Here is a 19,343-nt window from a genome sequence, read left to right as displayed (position 1 = left end):
CAAATGTGGGAAAGGTATACATAGGATAATTTTTTGTTTTATGTTTGAAAATCAGGAGGTATAAAAGTGAAAGATTTAACAATAAATGTAATAGGTGCTGGTTTAGCAGGTAGTGAAGCAGCATGGCAAATTGCCAAACGTGGTATCAAAGTGCGTCTATATGAAATGCGCCCGGTAAAACAAACTCCTGCACACCATACTGATCAATTTGCTGAATTAGTTTGCAGTAATTCCTTAAGGGCAAACACTTTGACAAATGCAGTAGGTGTTTTAAAGGAAGAAATGAGAAAACTAGACTCTGTCATTATATCTGCTGCAGATGCTTGTTCAGTTCCTGCTGGGGGAGCTTTGGCTGTTGACCGTCATGAATTTGCTGCCAAAGTGACCGAAATGGTAAAGAATCATGAAAATGTTACAGTTATTAATGAGGAAGTAACAGAGATACCCGAAGGTACGACGATCATTGCAACCGGTCCTTTGACAAGTCCAAACTTGTCTGCAAAGCTTAAGGATCTTACTGGTGAAGACTATTTATATTTTTATGATGCTGCTGCTCCCATTATTGAAAAAGAGAGCATAAATATGGAAAAAGTATATTTAAAATCTCGCTATGATAAAGGAGAAGCCGCGTATCTTAACTGTCCCATGACTGAAGAGGAATTCAATCGGTTTTATGAGGCACTTGTCAGCGCGGAAACCGTCCCATTAAAAGAATTTGAAAAAGAAATCTTCTTTGAGGGATGTATGCCAATAGAAGTTATGGCCTCAAGAGGAAGGAAAACGATGCTTTTCGGTCCGCTTAAACCAGTGGGACTTGAAGATCCTAAAACAGGAAAACGACCTTTTGCCGTTGTTCAGCTACGTCAGGATGATGCAGCAGGAACCCTTTATAATATTGTCGGTTTTCAGACACATTTAAAGTGGGGTCCGCAAAAAGAAGTAATTCAATTAATACCGGGGCTTGAGAATGCTGAAATCATTCGTTATGGTGTGATGCACAGAAATACGTTTATCAATTCTCCAAAGGTTTTAAAAGCGACCTATCAATTCCGGGAGAAAGAGGATTTATTTTTTGCCGGACAAATGACAGGTGTGGAAGGGTATGTCGAATCTGCTGCCAGCGGGTTAATTGCTGGGATTAACGCAGCTCGATTTGTTCAAGGGTTAGACACAGTAGAATTTCCTGCAGAAACTTCCATAGGAAGCATGGCTAAATATATTACCACGGCAAACCCTAAAAGTTTCCAACCAATGAACGCAAACTTCGGCTTATTTCCTGAATTACCTGTAAGAATTAAAGGTAAACAGGAACGAAATTTACAACATGCAAACAGAGCTTTAGAAACAATTCAGAACTTTGTGAAGGTTTTGTAAAATTTATTGCAAGGGTTATTGAATTGTGATACTATTTAGTAGCCCTTGCGAGTACAATAAGTTGGCAATTGTGAATGTTTTATTAAACTTATGATCAAGGTATTTACAAATAAGCCGGTATTACGCAAAATTCAATTGACCCATTACCAACATGTTTGTAGTAAGTTGCCGAAAAGAATTTATCATTGAAACCATCACCTGCAGCTAAACAATATTCAAAACGATTTTTTAGGTACATATAATAGATCGGTAAAAGGAAAAAACTCCATAAAGGAGGTTCATGCAAATGGACCAATTTCATGCAACCACTATTTTTGCCATCCATCATAAAGGTGAATGCGCTATGTCTGGAGATGGCCAAGTAACCTTTGGTAATGCAGTTGTGATGAAACACACTGCAAGAAAAGTCAGAAAGATATTTAATGGAAAAGTATTGGCCGGTTTTGCCGGTTCAGTTGCTGATGCTTTTACACTATTTGAATTGTTTGAAGGTAAGTTAGAAGAATTCAACGGAAATCTTCAACGGGCGGCAGTTGAACTAGCAAAAGAATGGCGTAGCGATAAAGTTCTGAGGAAATTAGAAGCGATGTTAATTGTAATGGATCGCGAAATCTTACTCCTGGTTTCAGGCACCGGAGAAGTGATTGAACCTGATGATGGAATTATCGCAATTGGTTCTGGCGGGAATTTTGCACTTTCAGCCGGGAGATCTTTAAAAAGGTATGCTGGGGAACACTTAACTGCTAAGGAAATTGCCAAGGCATCATTAGAAATTGCTGCGGAAATATGTGTGTATACAAATCAAAACATTATCGTTGAAGAGTTATAACGGGAAGGAGCAATAAAGATGGCTAAAACGACCAATTTAACCCCCCGTAAAATTGTTGAGAGACTTGATCAATTTATAATTGGGCAGAAAGATGCAAAAAAAGCTGTTGCCGTCGCACTTAGAAACCGTTATCGAAGAGGCTTGTTAAACGAGAAGCTAAGAGATGAGATTATTCCCAAAAATATTCTAATGATTGGACCGACTGGCGTTGGTAAAACTGAAATTGCAAGAAGAATCGCTAAGCTTGTCGGCGCACCTTTTATTAAGGTAGAAGCGACTAAATTTACCGAGGTTGGCTATGTTGGCCGTGATGTTGAGTCGATGGTTCGTGACTTGGCAGAAACTTCAGTAAGACTTGTGAAAGAAGAACGTATGCAAAGTGTAAAAGAACGTGCTGAAGAAAATGCTAATAGCAGATTAATTGAATTATTGGTGCCAACTGCCAAAAAATCATCAACATATAAAAATCCGCTTGAAATGCTGTTTGGCGGAGGCAATCAGTCAGCTGAGCCTGAAGTGCAGGAAGTTGATTATTCTGTGAAGGAAAAGCGACAAATGGTCAAAGAGCAACTTGCAAAAGGAGAGTTAGAAGAACAGGTTGTTACCATTGAAGTAGAGGAACAATCTCCTTCTATGTTCGATATGCTCCAAGGATCTGGTATTGAACAGATGGGCATGAATATGCAGGATGCTCTCAGTAGCTTCATGCCTAAAAAGCGCAAGAAGCGAAAATTAACGGTTCGCGAAGCTAGAAAGGTCCTGACAAATGAAGAGGCTTCCAAACTGATTGATATGGATGAAGTAACAAGCGAGGCCATTTATCGAGCTGAGCAAGCGGGGATTATTTTTATCGATGAAATCGATAAAATTGCCAGCAAAAATACCGGCGGATCTAGTGCAGATGTTTCCCGTGAAGGGGTACAGCGTGATATATTGCCGGTTGTAGAAGGTTCAACCGTTGTTACAAAATATGGACCAGTTAAAACGGATCACGTATTATTTATTGCTGCGGGTGCTTTCCATATGGCGAAGCCTTCAGATTTAATACCGGAATTACAAGGTCGTTTTCCGATTCGTGTGGAATTGACGAAGCTAACAGTTGAGGATTTCTTTAGGATATTAATTGAACCCGATAATGCTTTAATTAAGCAATATCAAGCATTATTGGAAACAGAAGGTATACAAATTGAATTTTCTGACGATGCTATTCGTAGAATCGCTGAAGTGGCCTATGAAGTGAACCAAAATACCGATAATATTGGGGCTAGACGTCTCCATACTATTTTGGAAAAACTTTTGGAGGATCTATCTTTTGAAGCACCGGATATAACGATGGATAAAATCGTCATCACTCCGCAATACGTTGACGAAAAGCTTGGAGCCATCTCAAAGAACAAGGATTTAAGCCAATACATCCTTTAAGAGGGTCTAACCTTTTATCGCCTAATACATGGTAATAAATGCTTTACAATAAAAATTTAATAATGGTTGTAGTTATTTAGGAGGAAGAAACAGATGGATTTACTTACAAAAACTAGAAGAATTAATGTGTTATTACAAAAATCAGCAGGCAAACCAGTAAACTTTAAAGAAATGGCCGAAACTTTAAGCGAAACAATTGAATCTAATATATACATTGTAAGTCGCCGCGGTAAGCTTCTTGGGTTATCTATTTTTCAGCAAATTGAAAATGATCGTATGAAAAAAATGTTTGAAGATCTTCAATTCCCTGAAGAATATACAAATAGCTTATTTAATATTAAAGAAACATCCCCAAACCTTGATGTGGACAGTGAATATACTGCTTTTCCAGTTGAAAACAAAGAATTATTCCGCGAAGGTTTAACAACGATTGTTCCAATTATTGGCGGTGGAGAAAGACTTGGAACATTGATTTTGGCAAGATTACATGAGAAGTTCCATGATGATGATTTAATCCTAGCTGAGTATGGTTCAACTGTTGTTGGTATGGAGATTTTACGTGAGAAATCCGAAGAAATTGAAGAGGAAGCTAGAAGTAAAGCGGTTGTTCAAATGGCCATTAGCTCTTTATCTTATAGTGAACTTGAAGCCATTGAACATATTTTCGAAGAACTAAACGGTCATGAAGGATTGTTGGTTGCTTCAAAAATTGCTGACCGAGTAGGGATTACCCGCTCTGTTATTGTTAACGCCTTAAGAAAACTAGAAAGTGCTGGGGTAATCGAATCTCGCTCTCTTGGAATGAAAGGAACTTATATTAAAGTTCTTAACGATAAATTTCTTGTTGAGCTTGAAAAATTAAAATCACACTAATATATATAAAGATCTCCGACAAAGTCGGGGATTTTTTTATAAGTTATCCTTGATTGTTTATTTTGACTATGCTATATTATTTCATGGTGTTATTACACACGCTTATTGATTTAGGCAGATGGTGCTGTTCAAAAACAGTTTCTGTCTAAAAATGAAATAGGCGGAGGAAAACAAAACCACTAGGAGGAATAATCATGTCAGTAATTTCAATGAAGCAATTGCTTGAAGCTGGTGTACACTTCGGACACCAAACTCGCCGTTGGAACCCAAAAATGAAAAAATACATTTTCACAGAGCGTAACGGCATCTATATCATCGACCTTCAAAAGACTGTTAAAAAGGTTGAAGAAGCATACAACTGGGTAAAGGATCTAGCTGCAAACGGAGGAACTATGCTTTTCGTTGGTACTAAGAAGCAAGCTCAAGATTCCGTTAAAGAAGAAGCAATCCGTTCAGGTATGTACTATGTAAACCAACGTTGGTTAGGTGGTACATTAACAAACTTCGAAACCATTCAAAAGCGTATTGGACGTTTAAAAGAAATCGAAAGAATGTCTGAAGATGGCACTTTTGAAGTATTACCTAAAAAAGAAGTTGTTCAATTAAAGAAAGAACAAGAACGCCTTGAAAAATTCTTAGGCGGAATTAAAGATATGAAACAGCTTCCAGATGCATTATTCATCATTGACCCTCGCAAAGAGCGTATTGCAGTTGCTGAAGCAAAGAAATTAAACATTCCTATCGTTGGTATCGTTGATACAAACTGTGATCCAGACGAAATTGATGTTGTAATTCCTGCAAACGATGATGCAATCCGTGCTGTTAAACTTTTAACTGGTAAAATGGCTGATGCTATTCTCGAAGCTAAACAAGGTGAAGAAGTAGCTGTAGAAGCTTAATTGAAATGTAGGTAAGATTAAAAAGGTGATAAGAGGGAGACCCTTTATCACCTTTTTTTAAGAATATGAATCAAGAAAAGTTTTTTCTTGAACATCATTGGCTATGATAGGGATACATAGTAAATTTAAGGAGGAAATGACTTATGGCTATTACTGCTCAAATGGTAAAAGAATTACGTGAAAAAACCGGTGCTGGAATGATGGATTGTAAAAAAGCACTTACAGAAACAAACGGTGATATGGATAAAGCAATCGACTTCCTTCGTGAAAAAGGAATTGCAAAGGCTGCTAAGAAAGCAGACCGTATTGCTGCTGAAGGTTTAACTTCTATTGCTACAGAAGGAAACGAGGCTGTTATCTTTGAAGTTAACTCTGAAACAGATTTCGTTGCTAAAAACGAAGGATTCCAAGTGTTAGTTAAAGAACTTGGAGCTCACCTTCTAAAAAACAAACCTGCATCCGTTGAAGAAGCATTATCACAAACAATGGAAAATGGTGCAAAAGTAGAAGAACACATTAATGCAGCTGTTGCAAAAATCGGAGAGAAATTAACACTTCGCCGTTTTGTTATCGTATCTAAGTCTGATAATGATGCGTTCGGTGCTTACCTACACATGGGTGGCCGTATCTCTGTTTTAACAGTGCTTGAAGGTACAACAGATGGGGACGCAGCTAAAGATATTTCTATGCATATTGCAGCATTAAATCCAAAATATGTTTCTCGTGACCAAGTATCTGCTGAAGAAGTAGAACATGAGCGTGAAGTATTAACTCAACAAGCTTTAAATGAAGGCAAGCCAGAAAATATTGTAGCTAAAATGGTTGAAGGTCGTCTTGGCAAATACTTTGAAGATGTTTGTGTTCTTGACCAAGCATTTGTTAAAAACCCTGACCAAAAGGTTCGCCAGTTTGTTGAATCAAAAGGCGCAACTATTCGTGAGTTCATTCGTTACGAAGTAGGGGAAGGTATCGAAAAGCGCGAAGATAACTTTGCTGAAGAAGTAATGAACCAAGTTAAAAACAAATAATTTATCCATACCATTGGTTTAAATTTAAACATAAGAAATGAATAGGGAACACGAATGTGTTCCCTATTTTTAAAAGGAAAAATATTATTACTACATACGGAGGTTTATATGAGCGGTCCTAAGTACAAACGCGTTGTTTTAAAATTAAGTGGAGAGGCGCTTGCCGGTGATGAGGGCTTTGGGATTAAACCTTCTGTAATCAAATCAATTGCGATTCAAGTTAAGGAAATTGCTGAACTTGGAGTTGAAGTAGCAGTTGTTGTTGGCGGTGGTAATATTTGGCGTGGAAAAATCGGTAGTGAAATGGGTATGGACAGGGCAACAGCTGATTATATGGGCATGCTGGCAACTGTCATGAATTCCTTAGCACTTCAAGATAGCCTTGAACAATTAGGAATTGAATCAAGGGTCCAAACCTCTATCGAAATGCGTCAGGTTGCAGAGCCATATATTAGACGTCGTGCTATCCGCCACTTAGAAAAGAAACGCGTAGTTATTTTTGCGGCAGGAACTGGAAATCCTTATTTCTCAACAGATACTACTGCAGCACTAAGAGCGGCTGAAATTGATGCAGAAGTCATATTAATGGCAAAAAATAATGTTGATGGTGTTTATTCCGCAGATCCACGTATTGATGCTAATGCAAAAAAATATGATGATTTATCATTCTTGGATGTTATTAAGGGTGGTCTGGCTGTTATGGATTCCACAGCATCCTCCTTATGCATGGACAACGATATACCATTAATTGTATTCTCGATTATGGAGCAAGGAAATATTAAAAGAGCTGTAATGGGCGAAAAAATTGGAACTATTGTTAGGGGGAAATAATAATGGCAAAACAAGTCATCGATTCTGCAAAAGAAAGAATGGCAAAAGGAATTCAAGCTTACTCTCGTGAATTGGCCAGCATCCGTGCCGGAAGAGCAAGTGCTTCTTTATTGGACAGAATAACGGTTGATTATTATGGTGCACCTACCCCGGTAAATCAAATGGCCGGCATTTCAACTCCTGAAGCAAGATTACTTGTCATTCAACCTTACGACAAAACCATTCTAAATGATATTGAAAAGGCCATTCTAAAGTCTGATTTAGGGTTAAATCCTACAAATGACGGCTCTGTCATTAGGATTACCATCCCTCAATTAACAGAGGAGCGCCGTAAAGAACTAGTTAAATTGGTGAAGAAAGAATCAGAAGAAGCAAAAGTTGCGGTTCGTAATATTCGCCGTGATGCCAACGATGAGTTAAAAAAGCTTGAGAAAAATGGTGAAATTACCGAAGATGCACATCGTGGGTACTCTGATGATATTCAAAAGCTTACAGATGATCATATTAATAAAATTGATCAAATTACAAAAGAAAAAGAAAAAGAAATTATGGAAGTCTAATCCATTACAGACCCTCTTTTTTAGGGGGTTTTTTTCACTATTTTGAGCATTTATTCTCGTGTTGCTGAAAGTTTCCTAATATTATTCTTAATTTCTGTAACATTACATAAATTGTTTTAAAGAGATATATTTTTTCTTTTTTGGTATGATATAAGCAAGTTTAACCCTTTGTACATAATTTTTATCGGAGGAAATGATAAATTTATTGGAGGAGCAATGTTATGTTAAATAAAATTAGGCTTTGGAAGAACCAAAATAACTCTTCCACACTCCGAGATAAAATAGAAGAAATAAAAAAATTGCCAGTACCGGAGCATGTCGCTATCATTATGGATGGGAACGGTAGGTGGGCAAAAAAACGGGCACTTCCTCGTGTAGCAGGTCATCATGAAGGAATGAAGGTTGTCCGTAAAACAACCATGTTGGCGAATAATCTTGGAATTAAGACACTTACCTTATATGCATTTTCTACAGAAAACTGGAAAAGGCCCAAAAACGAAGTAGATTATATTATGAAACTTCCAGAAGAGTTTTTAGGAACTTTTCTTCCTGAATTAATTGAGAATAATGTCCAAGTGAAAATGATGGGTTATCAAGATCAATTGCCGGGACATACACGTAGAGCGATTGAAAAGGCGATGGAGCAAACAAAAGATAATGACGGACTAGTCTTGAATTTTGCCTTAAATTATGGAAGCAGGGCCGAGATTCTTGATGCTGTTAAAAAAGTCTTAAATGACCATAATAGTGGTATACTGAAGGAAACAGACTTAAATGAAGATGTTTTTTCTTCATATTTAATGACAGCCAATTTTAAGGATCCTGATTTATTAATCCGAACTAGCGGTGAAATACGTCTTAGCAACTTTATGCTATGGCAATTGGCCTATTCAGAATTTTGGTTTACCGATGTATTATGGCCTGATTTCAGTGAGGGGCATTTGCTTGAAGCCATTGATGTCTATCAAAAACGACAGCGCCGGTTTGGCGGGATCTAATTATTACCGAAATTAAAAGGTGTTGAAAATTTAGATGAAGCAAAGAATCATTACAGCAGTTGTAGCAGCAGCATTATTTTTACCCATTGTTTTTTATGGGAAATTTCCTTTTGTTTTGTTAACCTACCTTCTTGCAACTGTAGGTTTATATGAACTATTAAGAATGAAAAAAATAAATGTCTTTTCCGTAAATGGGTTATTATCATTTTTATTTTTGTGGGTCATTCTTTTTCCAGGACAATACCATGAAATTCTAGATGACTTTTATTACTCAAAAACAGAATTGGGAATTGCGTTTATTCTACTTATGTTAACGTATACGGTTATTACAAAAAACCGGTTTCATTTTGAGGATGCCGCTTTTTCAATTATGTCAGCCGTTTATGTTGGAATCGGTTTTTATTTCTTTATGGAAACCCGTGAAGCCGGTCTTGTTTATATTTTCTATTCCTTATTTATTATTTGGGCTACCGACTCAGGTGCTTATTTTATCGGTAAAGCAATGGGGAAAAACAAATTATGGCCGGAAATTAGCCCTAATAAAACCGTAGAAGGATTCATTGGCGGTGTAGTTTGTTCATTAGTTGTTGCAGCCTTATTTGCACACTTTTCAAAAATCAATGCAGGTTTCATTACACTATTAGGAGTTACTATGGTCCTTTCTGTTTTTGGACAAATTGGTGACCTCGTACAATCAGCATACAAACGTCATTTTAATGTAAAGGATTCAGGGAAAATTTTACCGGGGCACGGTGGAATTCTGGATCGTTTCGACAGTCTTTTATTTGTATGGCCATTATTACACTTTTTTCATTTGTGGTATTAAGCCTAAAGGCTTTTCTTTATAGGAGTTGACGAGTTAGTGAAACGAATTAGTTTACTTGGGGCAACCGGCTCCATTGGCACACAGACCTTGGACATTATTCGGGAACACCCAACTGAATTTAAATTGGCTGCTATGTCAGTTGGAAAAAATATTGAATTATCCCGAAAAATTATTACCGAATTCAAACCAGAGCTTGTATCTGTTCAGGATGATTGCGATCGCCAAACATTAAAATCAGAATTTCCTCAAACAGTGTTTACTTATGGGCTAGAAGGTCTTATTGAAGTGGCAGTATTTAAGAAGTCAGATATTCTGGTTAATGCTGTACTAGGCAGCATTGGATTAAATCCCACTTTACAAGCAATTGAATCTGGAAAAAAGATAGCGATTGCCAACAAAGAAACGTTAGTCACTGCTGGACATTTAGTAATGGAAGCTGCCAAGAAAAATAATGTTCCTCTTTTGCCAGTTGATAGTGAGCATTCTGCCATATTTCAGGCATTACAAGGTGAAAAGGAAAAGAATATAGAACGGTTAATCTTGACAGCATCGGGTGGCAGCTTTCGCGACCGTTCCCGAAAGGATCTAGAACACGTTACTGTTAAAGAGGCGCTTAATCATCCAAACTGGTCAATGGGTGCGAAGATTACAATTGATTCCGCATCTATGATGAATAAAGGCCTGGAAGTTATTGAGGCACATTGGTTGTTTGACATGCCTTATGAAAAGATTGATGTCTTACTTCATAAGGAGAGTATAATTCACTCTATGGTTGAGTTTCATGACAGCAGTATTATTGCACAACTAGGCACACCAGACATGCGGGTTCCCATTCAATTTGCCTTAACATACCCTGATAGATTGCCGCTCACTTCAAGTAATCGGTTAAACTTAGCTGCTGTAGGTAAACTGCATTTTCAGGAAATGGACCAAGAAAGATTTAGATGCCTGAAGTTTGCATTTGAAGCAGGGAAAAAAGGCGGGACCTTGCCTACTGTGTTAAATGCAGCTAATGAAATAGCTGTTGATGCTTTTTTGAAAGGTAAAATCCGTTTCTTGCAGATTGAAGATTTAATTGAAAAAGCGTTATACTCTCATCAAATTGTAGAGCACCCGAGCTTGGATATCATCCAAGAGGTTGATAAGGAAACGAGACAGTATGTTCACTCACTTCTATAAAAAAAGGTGGTTTTTTATTTGACTACAGTTATTGCCTTTATTGTGATATTTGGAGCTCTCGTCTTCTTTCATGAATTAGGACATTTTATCTTCGCGAAAAGAGCAGGAATTCTCTGTCGAGAGTTCGCGATTGGTATGGGGCCAAAGGTTTTTTCACATAAGAAGGGTGAAACAACCTATACAATTCGCTTATTGCCGATTGGCGGTTTTGTTCGAATGGCAGGCGAAGATCCTGAAATGGTTGAAATTAAACCAGGGCATCGAATTGGACTATTATTCGATAAGGATCAGAAAGTAAATAAGATCATACTGAATAACAAGGAAAAATTCCCTAATTGTCGGATTGTTGAAGTGGAATATGCCGACATTGAAAAAGATCTTATCATCAAAGGGTATCCGGATGATGAGGAAGAAAGTTTACAAGTTTTCCCTATACAACAGACTGCCGTAATCGTAGAAAATGGTGTTGAGTCTCAAATCGCCCCGCTTGACCGGCAATTTGCGTCAAAAACGCTGTGGCAACGATTTTTGGCGATTTTTGCAGGTCCCATGATGAATTTTGTCCTTGCCTTTGTGGTTTTTGTTTTAATTGCGCTGCTTCAGGGTGTACCAACCAATGAAGCGAAATTGGGAGAAATTACTCCTGATGGGGCTGCGATGTCAGCAGGCCTGAAAAAGGGAGATGTCATCCAAAGCATTAGTGGTTCCGAAATCACCTCTTGGTCGGATGTGGTCGAAATCATTCGCAAAAATCCAAATCAAAAACTTGACTTTTCTATTATTCGAGGTGGAAAAGAAAAGGAAATTCAAGTAACGCCACAGGAAAAAGTAGTAGAAGGAAAAAAAATAGGTCTAATTGGAGTGTACAGTCCTGTTGAGAAATCTCCAATTCAAGCAATTACCACAGGTGCAAAAGAAACCTATTTTTGGACAAAACAAATTTTTGTTATGCTTGGTAAATTAGTCACCGGTCAATTTTCAATTAATGCGCTATCAGGGCCGGTAGGAATTTATGTTTCTACTGATGAAGTAGCAAAGTCAGGCATTTTCTACCTAATGAAATGGGCCGGCATTTTGAGTATCAATTTAGGAATCATGAATTTATTGCCGATACCAGCACTTGATGGCGGAAGATTAATGTTTTTTGCCGTGGAGGCTGTTAGAGGAAAACCCGTTGATCGTCAAAAAGAAGGAATGGTTCACTTTATTGGCTTTGCTCTATTAATGTTGCTCATGCTTGTCGTAACATGGAATGACATCCAAAGATTTTTCTTAAAATAGAGATTTTAAAGGGCTGACTCAAAGAGCGTATGGACGACTTTTTGGGTCAGTTTTTTTGTATAAAGTATAACTATTTTTATTAATCTGTAGTTAGGAGCGGAAGGTACGGAGATTCCTACGAGAGTACGGAGTCTCCTCGGAACGCCCGTGGAAAGCGAAGAGCCAGGAGAGGAAATCAATAGACTAATTTAAAGAACTTTGCGCAAATGAAGGGATTCTAAAAGATATACTTTTGGTACGCCTTCTTTTTTTATTTCTAGAATTGGATGAAGTTTTCTGTCGAAGAAAGACGAATCATTTTGTTATCATGTGATATAATTACTTTTTGATGAGAATAAAGAAAAAGAGATTTATGATAGATGGGAGAGGGTCCGATGAGCGAAGATGCCTTAGGCAAAAAAGAGCGATTCCAACTCTTGCTCCAGCAGCTGCAAATGATTGAGGATGCTGTTGTTATGCATTTTAACAATGCACAAATAGAAAGATTATTAGTCGAGAAGAAATCCCGTAAATGGCATTTTCATTTTTTGTTTGAAAAAATACTGCCTCTTCATATTTTCACTCGGTTTACGACGCAGTTGGAGAGGGCTTTTTCTAATATTGCCACAGTGACGTATGAAATGAACGTTAGCCAACAAGGGTTTACGCCTGAATTACTTTTAGAGTACTGGAGCTATTGCATACAACAAATTGATGGTATTTCACCCCCTTTACAAAAGCTCTTAAATGAACAGGTACCAACAGTAAATGGAAACAAGGTTTTAATCACCACGCGTAATGAAGCAGAAGCGATGACACTAAAGCATAAATATGCCTCTATTATTTCAGATATTTATCAGTCAGTGGGATTTCCTCTTTTGTCGATTGATACTGTTATGAACAGCGACGAAAAAAATGAAGAATATGAACAGTTTTTAATAGCCAAGCAAAAGGAAGACCAAGAACGCGCGTTATTAGCGATGGTGGAAATGCAGAAGCAGGAGGCAGAAAGAGACTCAGCTTCAGGGGATGTTCCTGATGGACCCCTTACCATCGGTCTTACCATTAAGGATGACAGCGACTATCGTAATATGATTGATATTGTCGATGAAGAGAGAAGAGTGGTTGTTGAAGGATATATATTTGCGTCTGAAATTCGTGAACTTAGAAGCGGACGCTCATTATTAACCTTTAAAATTACCGATTACACAAGTTCGATTATGGTGAAAATGTTTTCTCGCGACAAAGAGGATGCCGCCAATTTCCAACGGGTGAAAAAAGGGATGTGGGCTAAGGTAAGAGGAAGTATTCAAAACGATACCTTTGTTCGTGATCTTGTCATGATCGGTAATGACATCAACGAAATGAAACCTGCACAACGCAAAGATACAGCACCAGAGAACGAAAAACGGGTTGAACTGCATTTGCATACACCAATGAGTCAAATGGATGCTGTAACACCGGTCAGCACATTAATCGCACAAGCGAAAAAATGGGGGCATAAAGCAATTGCAGTTACAGACCACGCTGTTGCCCAATCATTCCCAGAAGCTTACGGCGCAGGTAAGAAAAATGATATTAAAATCCTCTATGGGGTTGAGGCAAATTTAATCGATGACGGCGTACCGATTGCTTATAATGATGCGCATCGTTTGCTGGCGGAAGATACCTTTGTTGTCTTTGACGTTGAGACTACAGGACTTTCCGCTGTATATGACACGATCATTGAGCTTGCAGCGGTTAAGGTAAGAAACGGGGAAATTATCGATCGGTTCGAGTCTTTCGCCAAACCACATCGAAGGTTATCGGCAACGATCATCAATTTAACTGGAATTACCGATGATATGGTGGAAAATGCTCCAGAAGTCAATGAGGTAATAACAAAGTTTCATGATTGGGTAGACGATGCAGTACTGGTTGCCCATAATGCATCATTTGACATGGGATTCTTAAATGTAGGTTATAAAAATATCGGATTGGACAAAGCGAAAAATCCAGTCATTGATACATTAGAACTAGGCCGCTTTTTGTATCCGGAGCTTAAAAATCACCGGTTGAATACATTAGCGAAAAAGTTTGATATTGAATTAACTCAGCACCACCGGGCGATTTATGATACAGAGGCTACTGCCTATTTATTATTAAAAATGTTAAAGGATGCTCTCGAAAAAGGGATACAATATCATGATGAGTTTAATGAAAATATGGGTAAAGGAAATGCCTATCAGCGTGCCCGTCCTTCTCATTGTATCCTTCTTGCTCAAAATGATATTGGTTTGAAAAATTTATTTAAATTAATTTCCATTTCGCATCTCGAATATTTTTACCGTGTTCCGAGGATTCCGAGATCGGTTCTGCAAAAATATCGGGAAGGGATTCTGGTTGGCTCTGCTTGTGATAAGGGCGAAGTCTTCGAAGGTATGATGCAAAAATCTCCAGAAGAGGTCGAAGCCATCGCGGGATTTTATGATTATTTAGAGGTTTTGCCAAAACAGGTGTATGCCCCTTTAATCGAGATGGAATTAATTCGTAATGAAAGAGATTTAGAGGAAATTATCGGTAATATTGTAAAACTGGGCGATAAGCTGGGCATCCCAGTTGTAGCAACTGGAAATGTTCATTATTTAAACGAGAATGATAAAATATACCGCAAAATTCTCATCAGTTCACAGGGAGGAGCCAACCCGCTTAACCGCCATGAACTTCCTGATGTTCATTTTAGAACGACGAATGATATGCTAGATGCCTTCTCTTTTCTAGGTGCAGAAAAGGCAAAGGAAATTGTTGTTACCAATACGAATAAAATCGCTGATATGATTGATACGATTAAACCGATTAAAGATGATTTATACACACCTAAAATTGAAGGTGCAGAAGATGAAATGCGGCAAATGAGTTATGCCATGGCCCATAAAATCTATGGAGACCCACTCCCAGAAATCGTTGAAGCCCGATTGGAGAAAGAACTGAAGAGTATTATCGGTCATGGATTTGCCGTTATTTACTTGATTTCTCACAAACTCGTGAAAAAATCACTCGATGACGGTTATTTAGTAGGTTCACGTGGATCTGTTGGCTCTTCCTTAGTAGCAACTATGACTGAAATTACAGAGGTCAATCCACTTCCACCTCATTATGTCTGCCCATCATGCAAGAATTCGGAATTCTTTAATGATGGATCTGTCGGTTCTGGCTTTGATTTACCAGACAAAGATTGCCCAAATTGCGGAGAAAAATACAAAAAAGACGGACATGATATCCCCTTTGAAACCTTCCTAGGCTTCAAGGGAGACAAGGTTCCAGACATAGATTTGAACTTTTCCGGAGAGTATCAGCCACGAGCCCACAACTATACAAAGGTCTTGTTCGGCGAGGATTATGTTTATCGTGCTGGAACAATTGGAACGGTTGCTGACAAAACGGCATTTGGTTACGTAAAAGCCTATCAACAGGATCATAATCTGCAAATCCGTGGTGCTGAAGTCGAACGCCTAGCATCAGGATGTACAGGGGTTAAACGAACCACTGGTCAGCATCCGGGCGGTATCATTGTTATTCCGGACTATATGGATGTGTATGATTTCACGCCAATTCAGTTTCCGGCAGATGATAAAACATCGGAATGGCGTACAACTCATTTTGACTTCCATTCTATCCATGATAACGTACTAAAGCTAGATATACTGGGGCACGATGATCCTACAGTGATTAGGATGCTTCAGGACCTAAGTGGTATTGATCCAAAAACGATCCCAACTGATGATCCAGAAGTCATGAAGATTTTTAGCGGTACGGAGTCATTGGGTGTAACGGAACAACAAATCATGTGTAAAACGGGTACCCTGGGTATACCGGAATTTGGTACAAGATTTGTTAGACAAATGCTTGAAGACACAAAACCTACAACCTTTTCCGAACTCGTACAAATTTCCGGACTTTCCCATGGAACAGATGTATGGTTAGGAAATGCACAAGAGCTAATCCATAATCGAACATGTACATTAAGTGAAGTAATTGGTTGTCGTGACGACATTATGGTTTATTTGATATATCAAGGACTTGAACCATCATTTGCGTTCAAAATCATGGAATCTGTCCGTAAAGGTAAAGGCTTGTCAGAAGAAATGGAAGCAGAAATGCGTAAAAACGAAGTACCAGAATGGTACATTGATTCCTGTAAAAAAATTAAATATATGTTCCCAAAGGCTCACGCTGCAGCATATGTGTTAATGGCTGTCAGGATTGCCTATTTTAAGGTGCACTTGCCATTGCTATACTATGCAGCCTACTTTACTGTACGGGCCGAAGATTTTGATATTGAAGCAATGGCAAGGGGATCAGAATCGATTCGGGCAAAAATTGAAGAAATCAATGCCAAAGGATTGGATGCCTCGAATAAAGAGAAAAACCTATTAACAGTTCTTGAATTGGCATTGGAAATGACAGAGAGAGGCTTTACCTTCCAAAATTATGATTTATATAAGTCTGCCTCTTCAGAATTTATTATCGAAGGGAATTCATTAATTCCACCATTTAATTCAATTCCTGGTCTTGGGGCGAATGCAGCAGTCAACATAGTCAAAGCTAGGGGAGAAGGGGAATTCTTATCTAAAGAAGACTTGCAGCAACGTGGAAAAGTCTCAAAGACTATTCTCGAGTATCTCGATAAACAAGGTTGTCTCAGAGCATTACCAGAACAAAATCAGCTTTCTCTCTTTTAATATTTGTAAGAGGTGCATCTAGCCTTTATCTGTAAAAGTTTGCATAAATATATTGATTATGGTATAGTTTTAATGGAAATACTAAGAAATACTCTCGTGTACAAGGAGTGGGGAAACCCACTCTTTCGTGTTGTTATAGTGTTTTTTATCTTACTTAAACTTTCCGGAAACTACATAAGGTAAGGGTGGAAAAGGAGGGATTGCATGAGCAAAGTAACCGAGGTTGTAGAACAACTGGCTGCACCAATTGTCGAAGAACTTGGTCTGGAATTAGTGGAAATTGAGTATGTAAAGGAAGGGAAAAATTGGTTCCTTCGCATATACATCGATAAGGATACAGGAGTAGATATAGAAGAATGTGGTCTTGTAAGCGAACGGCTAAGTGAAAAACTTGACGAGGCAGACCCAATTCCTCATCTTTATTTCCTTGAAGTATCTTCACCAGGTGCAGAGCGTCCGCTTAAAAAAGAGAAAGATTTTGAAAAAGCAATTGGGAAAAATGTTTTTATTAAAACCTACGAACCGATTGACGGTGAAAAAAGCTTTGAAGGAATCTTAAAAGAATTCGATGGACAAATCGTGAAAATCGAAATCAAAATAAAAACTCGTAAAAAAACAATTGAAATTCCTTATGAAAAAGTGGCGAATGCCCGATTAGCAGTAACTTTTTCATAGAAAATTATATATAAAGGTTAGGGGGATACAAGCTAATGAGCAGCGAATTATTGGATGCTCTTATCATACTTGAGAAAGAAAAAGGTATATCAAGAGATATTTTAATCGAAGCCATTGAAGCTGCACTTATTTCGGCTTACCGCCGAAATTTCAATCAGGCGCAAAATGTTAGAATTGATTTAAATTTAGAAACAGGTTCAATGAGAGTATTCGCTCGTAAAGAAGTAGTGGATGAGGTTTTTGATCCACGCTTAGAGATTTCTTTAGCGGAAGCAAGACATATCAATCCAAATTATCAGGTTGAAGATGTTGTGGAAATGGAGGTTACTCCAAAAGATTTCGGCCGTATTGCTGCACAAACAGCAAAACAGGTTGTAACACAGCGTGTCCGTGAAGCGGAAAGAGGAATTATCTACTCCGAATTTATTGATCGTGAAGAAGATATTATGACTGGAATTGTCCAACGTCTGGATTCCAAATTTATCTATGTTAGCCTAGGTAAAATTGAAGCACTGTTGCCAATAAATGAACAAATGCCGAATGAAAGATATAAGCCACATGATCGGATAAAAGTTTTTATTACGAAAGTAGAAAAAACAACAAAGGGTCCGCAAATTTTTGTTTCACGTACTCATCCTGGTTTGTTAAAAAGACTATTTGAGATTGAAGTTCCAGAAATCTATGATGGGACTGTCGAGATTAAATCAGTGGCACGCGAAGCAGGAGACCGTTCGAAAATTTCCGTCCATTCCGAAAATCCTGAAGTAGACCCGGTTGGTTCTTGCGTTGGTCCAAAAGGAACAAGAGTTCAAGCCGTTGTAAATGAACTAAAAGGTGAAAAAATCGACATTGTCAAATGGTCGGATGATCCAGTAACCTTCGTTGCAAATGCACTTAGTCCATCTAAAGTTCTTGATGTAATGGTGAATGAAGAGGAAAAGGCAACAACAGTAGTGGTTCCTGATTACCAACTGTCTTTAGCAATTGGTAAAAGAGGGCAAAATGCTCGTTTAGCAGCAAAATTAACAGGTTGGAAAATTGATATCAAATCGGAATCAGAGGCTCGTGACTTAGGAATATATCCACGGGAAGAAACAATTAGGCTATTTGATGATCAAGTAGATGCTGATTTCGAATATGATAATGATCAAGAGTAAGAAGAGGTGAATGATTGTGAACAATCGAAAAAAAGTTCCAATGCGCAAATGTGTTGCAACCGGTGAGATGAAACCGAAAAAAGAACTCGTTCGCATCGTTCGCTCAAAAGAGGGAGACGTGTCAATCGATCTAACCGGAAAAAAATCCGGTAGAGGGGCATACCTTTCAAGGGAAAAAGAAGCTGTTCTACTTGCAAAGAAGAAGAATATTTTATCAAACCATTTAGATGTTGCGATAAATGATTCCTTGTATGATGAACTGCTAGAACTGATAGAGAAGGAGAGCTCGTCATCCAAATGAAACTAAATCAATGGATGTCATTGCTTGGATTAGCCAATCGGGCACGACAAATCATATCAGGTGAGGAGCTAACCGTAAAGCAGATCCGCAGTGGAAATGCAAAGCTCGTTTTATTATCCGCAGATGCATCTCAAAATACGATGAAAAAAATTACAGATAAATGTAAAACGTATGAGGTTCCCATCAAAATGGTGGAAAATCGTTTTCTTCTAGGTCAAGCAATTGGCAAAGAAGCCCGCGTTGTTGTAGCTGTATTGGATGATGGATTTGCCAAGAAACTGGTAACGTTGCTCGATTAAATCTTGCGGGGGTGAAATTAATGAGTAAAATACGTGTTTATGAGTATGCAAAAAAACACAACCTTTCCAGTAAGGAAATTATTACAAAATTAAAAGAAATGAATATAGAGG

Annotated in this window: 18 protein-coding genes; all 18 read left to right on the top strand. The window is 38.1% G+C overall.

Annotation, left to right across the window (positions count from 1 at the left end):
• Positions 1-66 precede the first annotated feature (66 nt).
• Positions 67-1,374 carry an FADH(2)-oxidizing methylenetetrahydrofolate--tRNA-(uracil(54)-C(5))-methyltransferase TrmFO gene (trmFO, locus tag V7083_RS09820; RefSeq protein ID WP_335477345.1) on the top strand — a complete coding sequence of 436 codons (1,308 nt, stop codon included), beginning with the start codon at positions 67-69 and terminating at the stop codon, positions 1,372-1,374.
• A 286-nt stretch (positions 1,375-1,660) separates the two neighbouring features.
• The gene (gene hslV / locus V7083_RS09815; protein WP_335477344.1) at positions 1,661-2,203 is read left to right on the top strand and encodes an ATP-dependent protease subunit HslV; all 543 of its coding nucleotides are present in this window, start codon (positions 1,661-1,663) and stop codon (positions 2,201-2,203) included.
• Positions 2,204-2,221: 18 nt separating this feature from the next.
• A complete protein-coding gene (gene hslU / locus V7083_RS09810; RefSeq protein WP_335477343.1) occupies positions 2,222-3,625 on the top strand; it encodes an HslU--HslV peptidase ATPase subunit in 1,404 nt (467 codons plus the stop codon).
• Positions 3,626-3,718: 93 nt separating this feature from the next.
• Entirely contained in the window at positions 3,719-4,498 is a 780-nt protein-coding gene (gene codY / locus V7083_RS09805; RefSeq protein WP_335477342.1) for a GTP-sensing pleiotropic transcriptional regulator CodY, read from the top strand.
• 194 nt (positions 4,499-4,692) lie between these two features.
• Positions 4,693-5,397: a 30S ribosomal protein S2 gene (gene rpsB, locus V7083_RS09800; protein WP_335477341.1), complete on the top strand. Its 705-nt coding sequence runs from the start codon at positions 4,693-4,695 to the stop codon at positions 5,395-5,397.
• Positions 5,398-5,540: 143 nt separating this feature from the next.
• Positions 5,541-6,425, top strand: a complete 885-nt coding sequence (tsf, locus tag V7083_RS09795) for a translation elongation factor Ts (RefSeq protein ID WP_335477340.1) — start codon at positions 5,541-5,543, stop codon at positions 6,423-6,425.
• A 108-nt stretch (positions 6,426-6,533) separates the two neighbouring features.
• Positions 6,534-7,256 carry a UMP kinase gene (gene pyrH / locus V7083_RS09790; protein WP_335477339.1) on the top strand — a complete coding sequence of 241 codons (723 nt, stop codon included), beginning with the start codon at positions 6,534-6,536 and terminating at the stop codon, positions 7,254-7,256.
• Positions 7,257-7,258: 2 nt separating this feature from the next.
• Entirely contained in the window at positions 7,259-7,816 is a 558-nt protein-coding gene (gene frr, locus V7083_RS09785; protein WP_335477338.1) for a ribosome recycling factor, read from the top strand.
• A 221-nt stretch (positions 7,817-8,037) separates the two neighbouring features.
• Entirely contained in the window at positions 8,038-8,814 is a 777-nt protein-coding gene (locus V7083_RS09780) for an isoprenyl transferase (protein ID WP_335477337.1), read from the top strand.
• A gap of 34 nt (positions 8,815-8,848) precedes the next feature.
• Positions 8,849-9,640, top strand: a complete 792-nt coding sequence (locus V7083_RS09775) for a phosphatidate cytidylyltransferase (RefSeq protein ID WP_335477336.1) — start codon at positions 8,849-8,851, stop codon at positions 9,638-9,640.
• Positions 9,641-9,676: 36 nt separating this feature from the next.
• Complete coding sequence (gene dxr / locus V7083_RS09770; protein WP_335477335.1) at positions 9,677-10,819, top strand: 1-deoxy-D-xylulose-5-phosphate reductoisomerase; 1,143 nt, start codon at positions 9,677-9,679, stop codon at positions 10,817-10,819.
• Between the two features lie 18 nt (positions 10,820-10,837).
• On the top strand, positions 10,838-12,100 hold the full coding sequence (gene rseP, locus V7083_RS09765) for an RIP metalloprotease RseP (RefSeq protein ID WP_335477334.1): 1,263 nt from the start codon (positions 10,838-10,840) through the stop codon (positions 12,098-12,100).
• Positions 12,101-12,474: 374 nt separating this feature from the next.
• Positions 12,475-16,800 carry a PolC-type DNA polymerase III gene (locus V7083_RS09760; protein ID WP_335477333.1) on the top strand — a complete coding sequence of 1,442 codons (4,326 nt, stop codon included), beginning with the start codon at positions 12,475-12,477 and terminating at the stop codon, positions 16,798-16,800.
• 204 nt (positions 16,801-17,004) lie between these two features.
• Complete coding sequence (gene rimP / locus V7083_RS09755; RefSeq protein ID WP_335477332.1) at positions 17,005-17,475, top strand: ribosome maturation factor RimP; 471 nt, start codon at positions 17,005-17,007, stop codon at positions 17,473-17,475.
• Between the two features lie 35 nt (positions 17,476-17,510).
• A complete protein-coding gene (gene nusA, locus V7083_RS09750) occupies positions 17,511-18,632 on the top strand; it encodes a transcription termination factor NusA (protein ID WP_335477331.1) in 1,122 nt (373 codons plus the stop codon).
• Positions 18,633-18,648: 16 nt separating this feature from the next.
• Entirely contained in the window at positions 18,649-18,933 is a 285-nt protein-coding gene (gene rnpM, locus V7083_RS09745) for an RNase P modulator RnpM (RefSeq protein WP_335477330.1), read from the top strand.
• Positions 18,930-19,232: a YlxQ family RNA-binding protein gene (locus tag V7083_RS09740; RefSeq protein ID WP_335477329.1), complete on the top strand. Its 303-nt coding sequence runs from the start codon at positions 18,930-18,932 to the stop codon at positions 19,230-19,232. The genes rnpM and V7083_RS09740 overlap by 4 nt, the downstream gene beginning before the upstream one ends.
• A 20-nt stretch (positions 19,233-19,252) precedes the next feature.
• Positions 19,253-19,343, top strand: a 91-nt coding sequence (locus V7083_RS09735) for a translation initiation factor IF-2 N-terminal domain-containing protein (RefSeq protein ID WP_438823711.1), incomplete at its 3' end; no start/stop codon positions are given.

This window comes from Bacillus sp. JJ1764 (genome assembly GCF_036962145.1).
In the GTDB taxonomy this organism is placed as follows: Bacteria; Bacillota; Bacilli; order Bacillales; family Cytobacillaceae; genus Neobacillus.
The sequence above is the reverse complement of the archived record's forward strand: the minus strand, read 5'-3'. Positions and strand labels throughout refer to the sequence as shown.

Coding starts and splice junctions, on each gene's coding strand:
- hslV (WP_335477344.1), top strand. CDS start 1,661: ATGGACCAATTTCATGCAACCACTATTTTTGCCATCCATCATAAAGGT.
- hslU (WP_335477343.1), top strand. CDS start 2,222: ATGGCTAAAACGACCAATTTAACCCCCCGTAAAATTGTTGAGAGACTT.
- codY (WP_335477342.1), top strand. CDS start 3,719: ATGGATTTACTTACAAAAACTAGAAGAATTAATGTGTTATTACAAAAA.
- rpsB (WP_335477341.1), top strand. CDS start 4,693: ATGTCAGTAATTTCAATGAAGCAATTGCTTGAAGCTGGTGTACACTTC.
- tsf (WP_335477340.1), top strand. CDS start 5,541: ATGGCTATTACTGCTCAAATGGTAAAAGAATTACGTGAAAAAACCGGT.
- pyrH (WP_335477339.1), top strand. CDS start 6,534: ATGAGCGGTCCTAAGTACAAACGCGTTGTTTTAAAATTAAGTGGAGAG.
- frr (WP_335477338.1), top strand. CDS start 7,259: ATGGCAAAACAAGTCATCGATTCTGCAAAAGAAAGAATGGCAAAAGGA.
- V7083_RS09780 (WP_335477337.1), top strand. CDS start 8,038: ATGTTAAATAAAATTAGGCTTTGGAAGAACCAAAATAACTCTTCCACA.
- V7083_RS09775 (WP_335477336.1), top strand. CDS start 8,849: ATGAAGCAAAGAATCATTACAGCAGTTGTAGCAGCAGCATTATTTTTA.
- V7083_RS09760 (WP_335477333.1), top strand. CDS start 12,475: ATGAGCGAAGATGCCTTAGGCAAAAAAGAGCGATTCCAACTCTTGCTC.
- rimP (WP_335477332.1), top strand. CDS start 17,005: ATGAGCAAAGTAACCGAGGTTGTAGAACAACTGGCTGCACCAATTGTC.
- nusA (WP_335477331.1), top strand. CDS start 17,511: ATGAGCAGCGAATTATTGGATGCTCTTATCATACTTGAGAAAGAAAAA.
- V7083_RS09740 (WP_335477329.1), top strand. CDS start 18,930: ATGAAACTAAATCAATGGATGTCATTGCTTGGATTAGCCAATCGGGCA.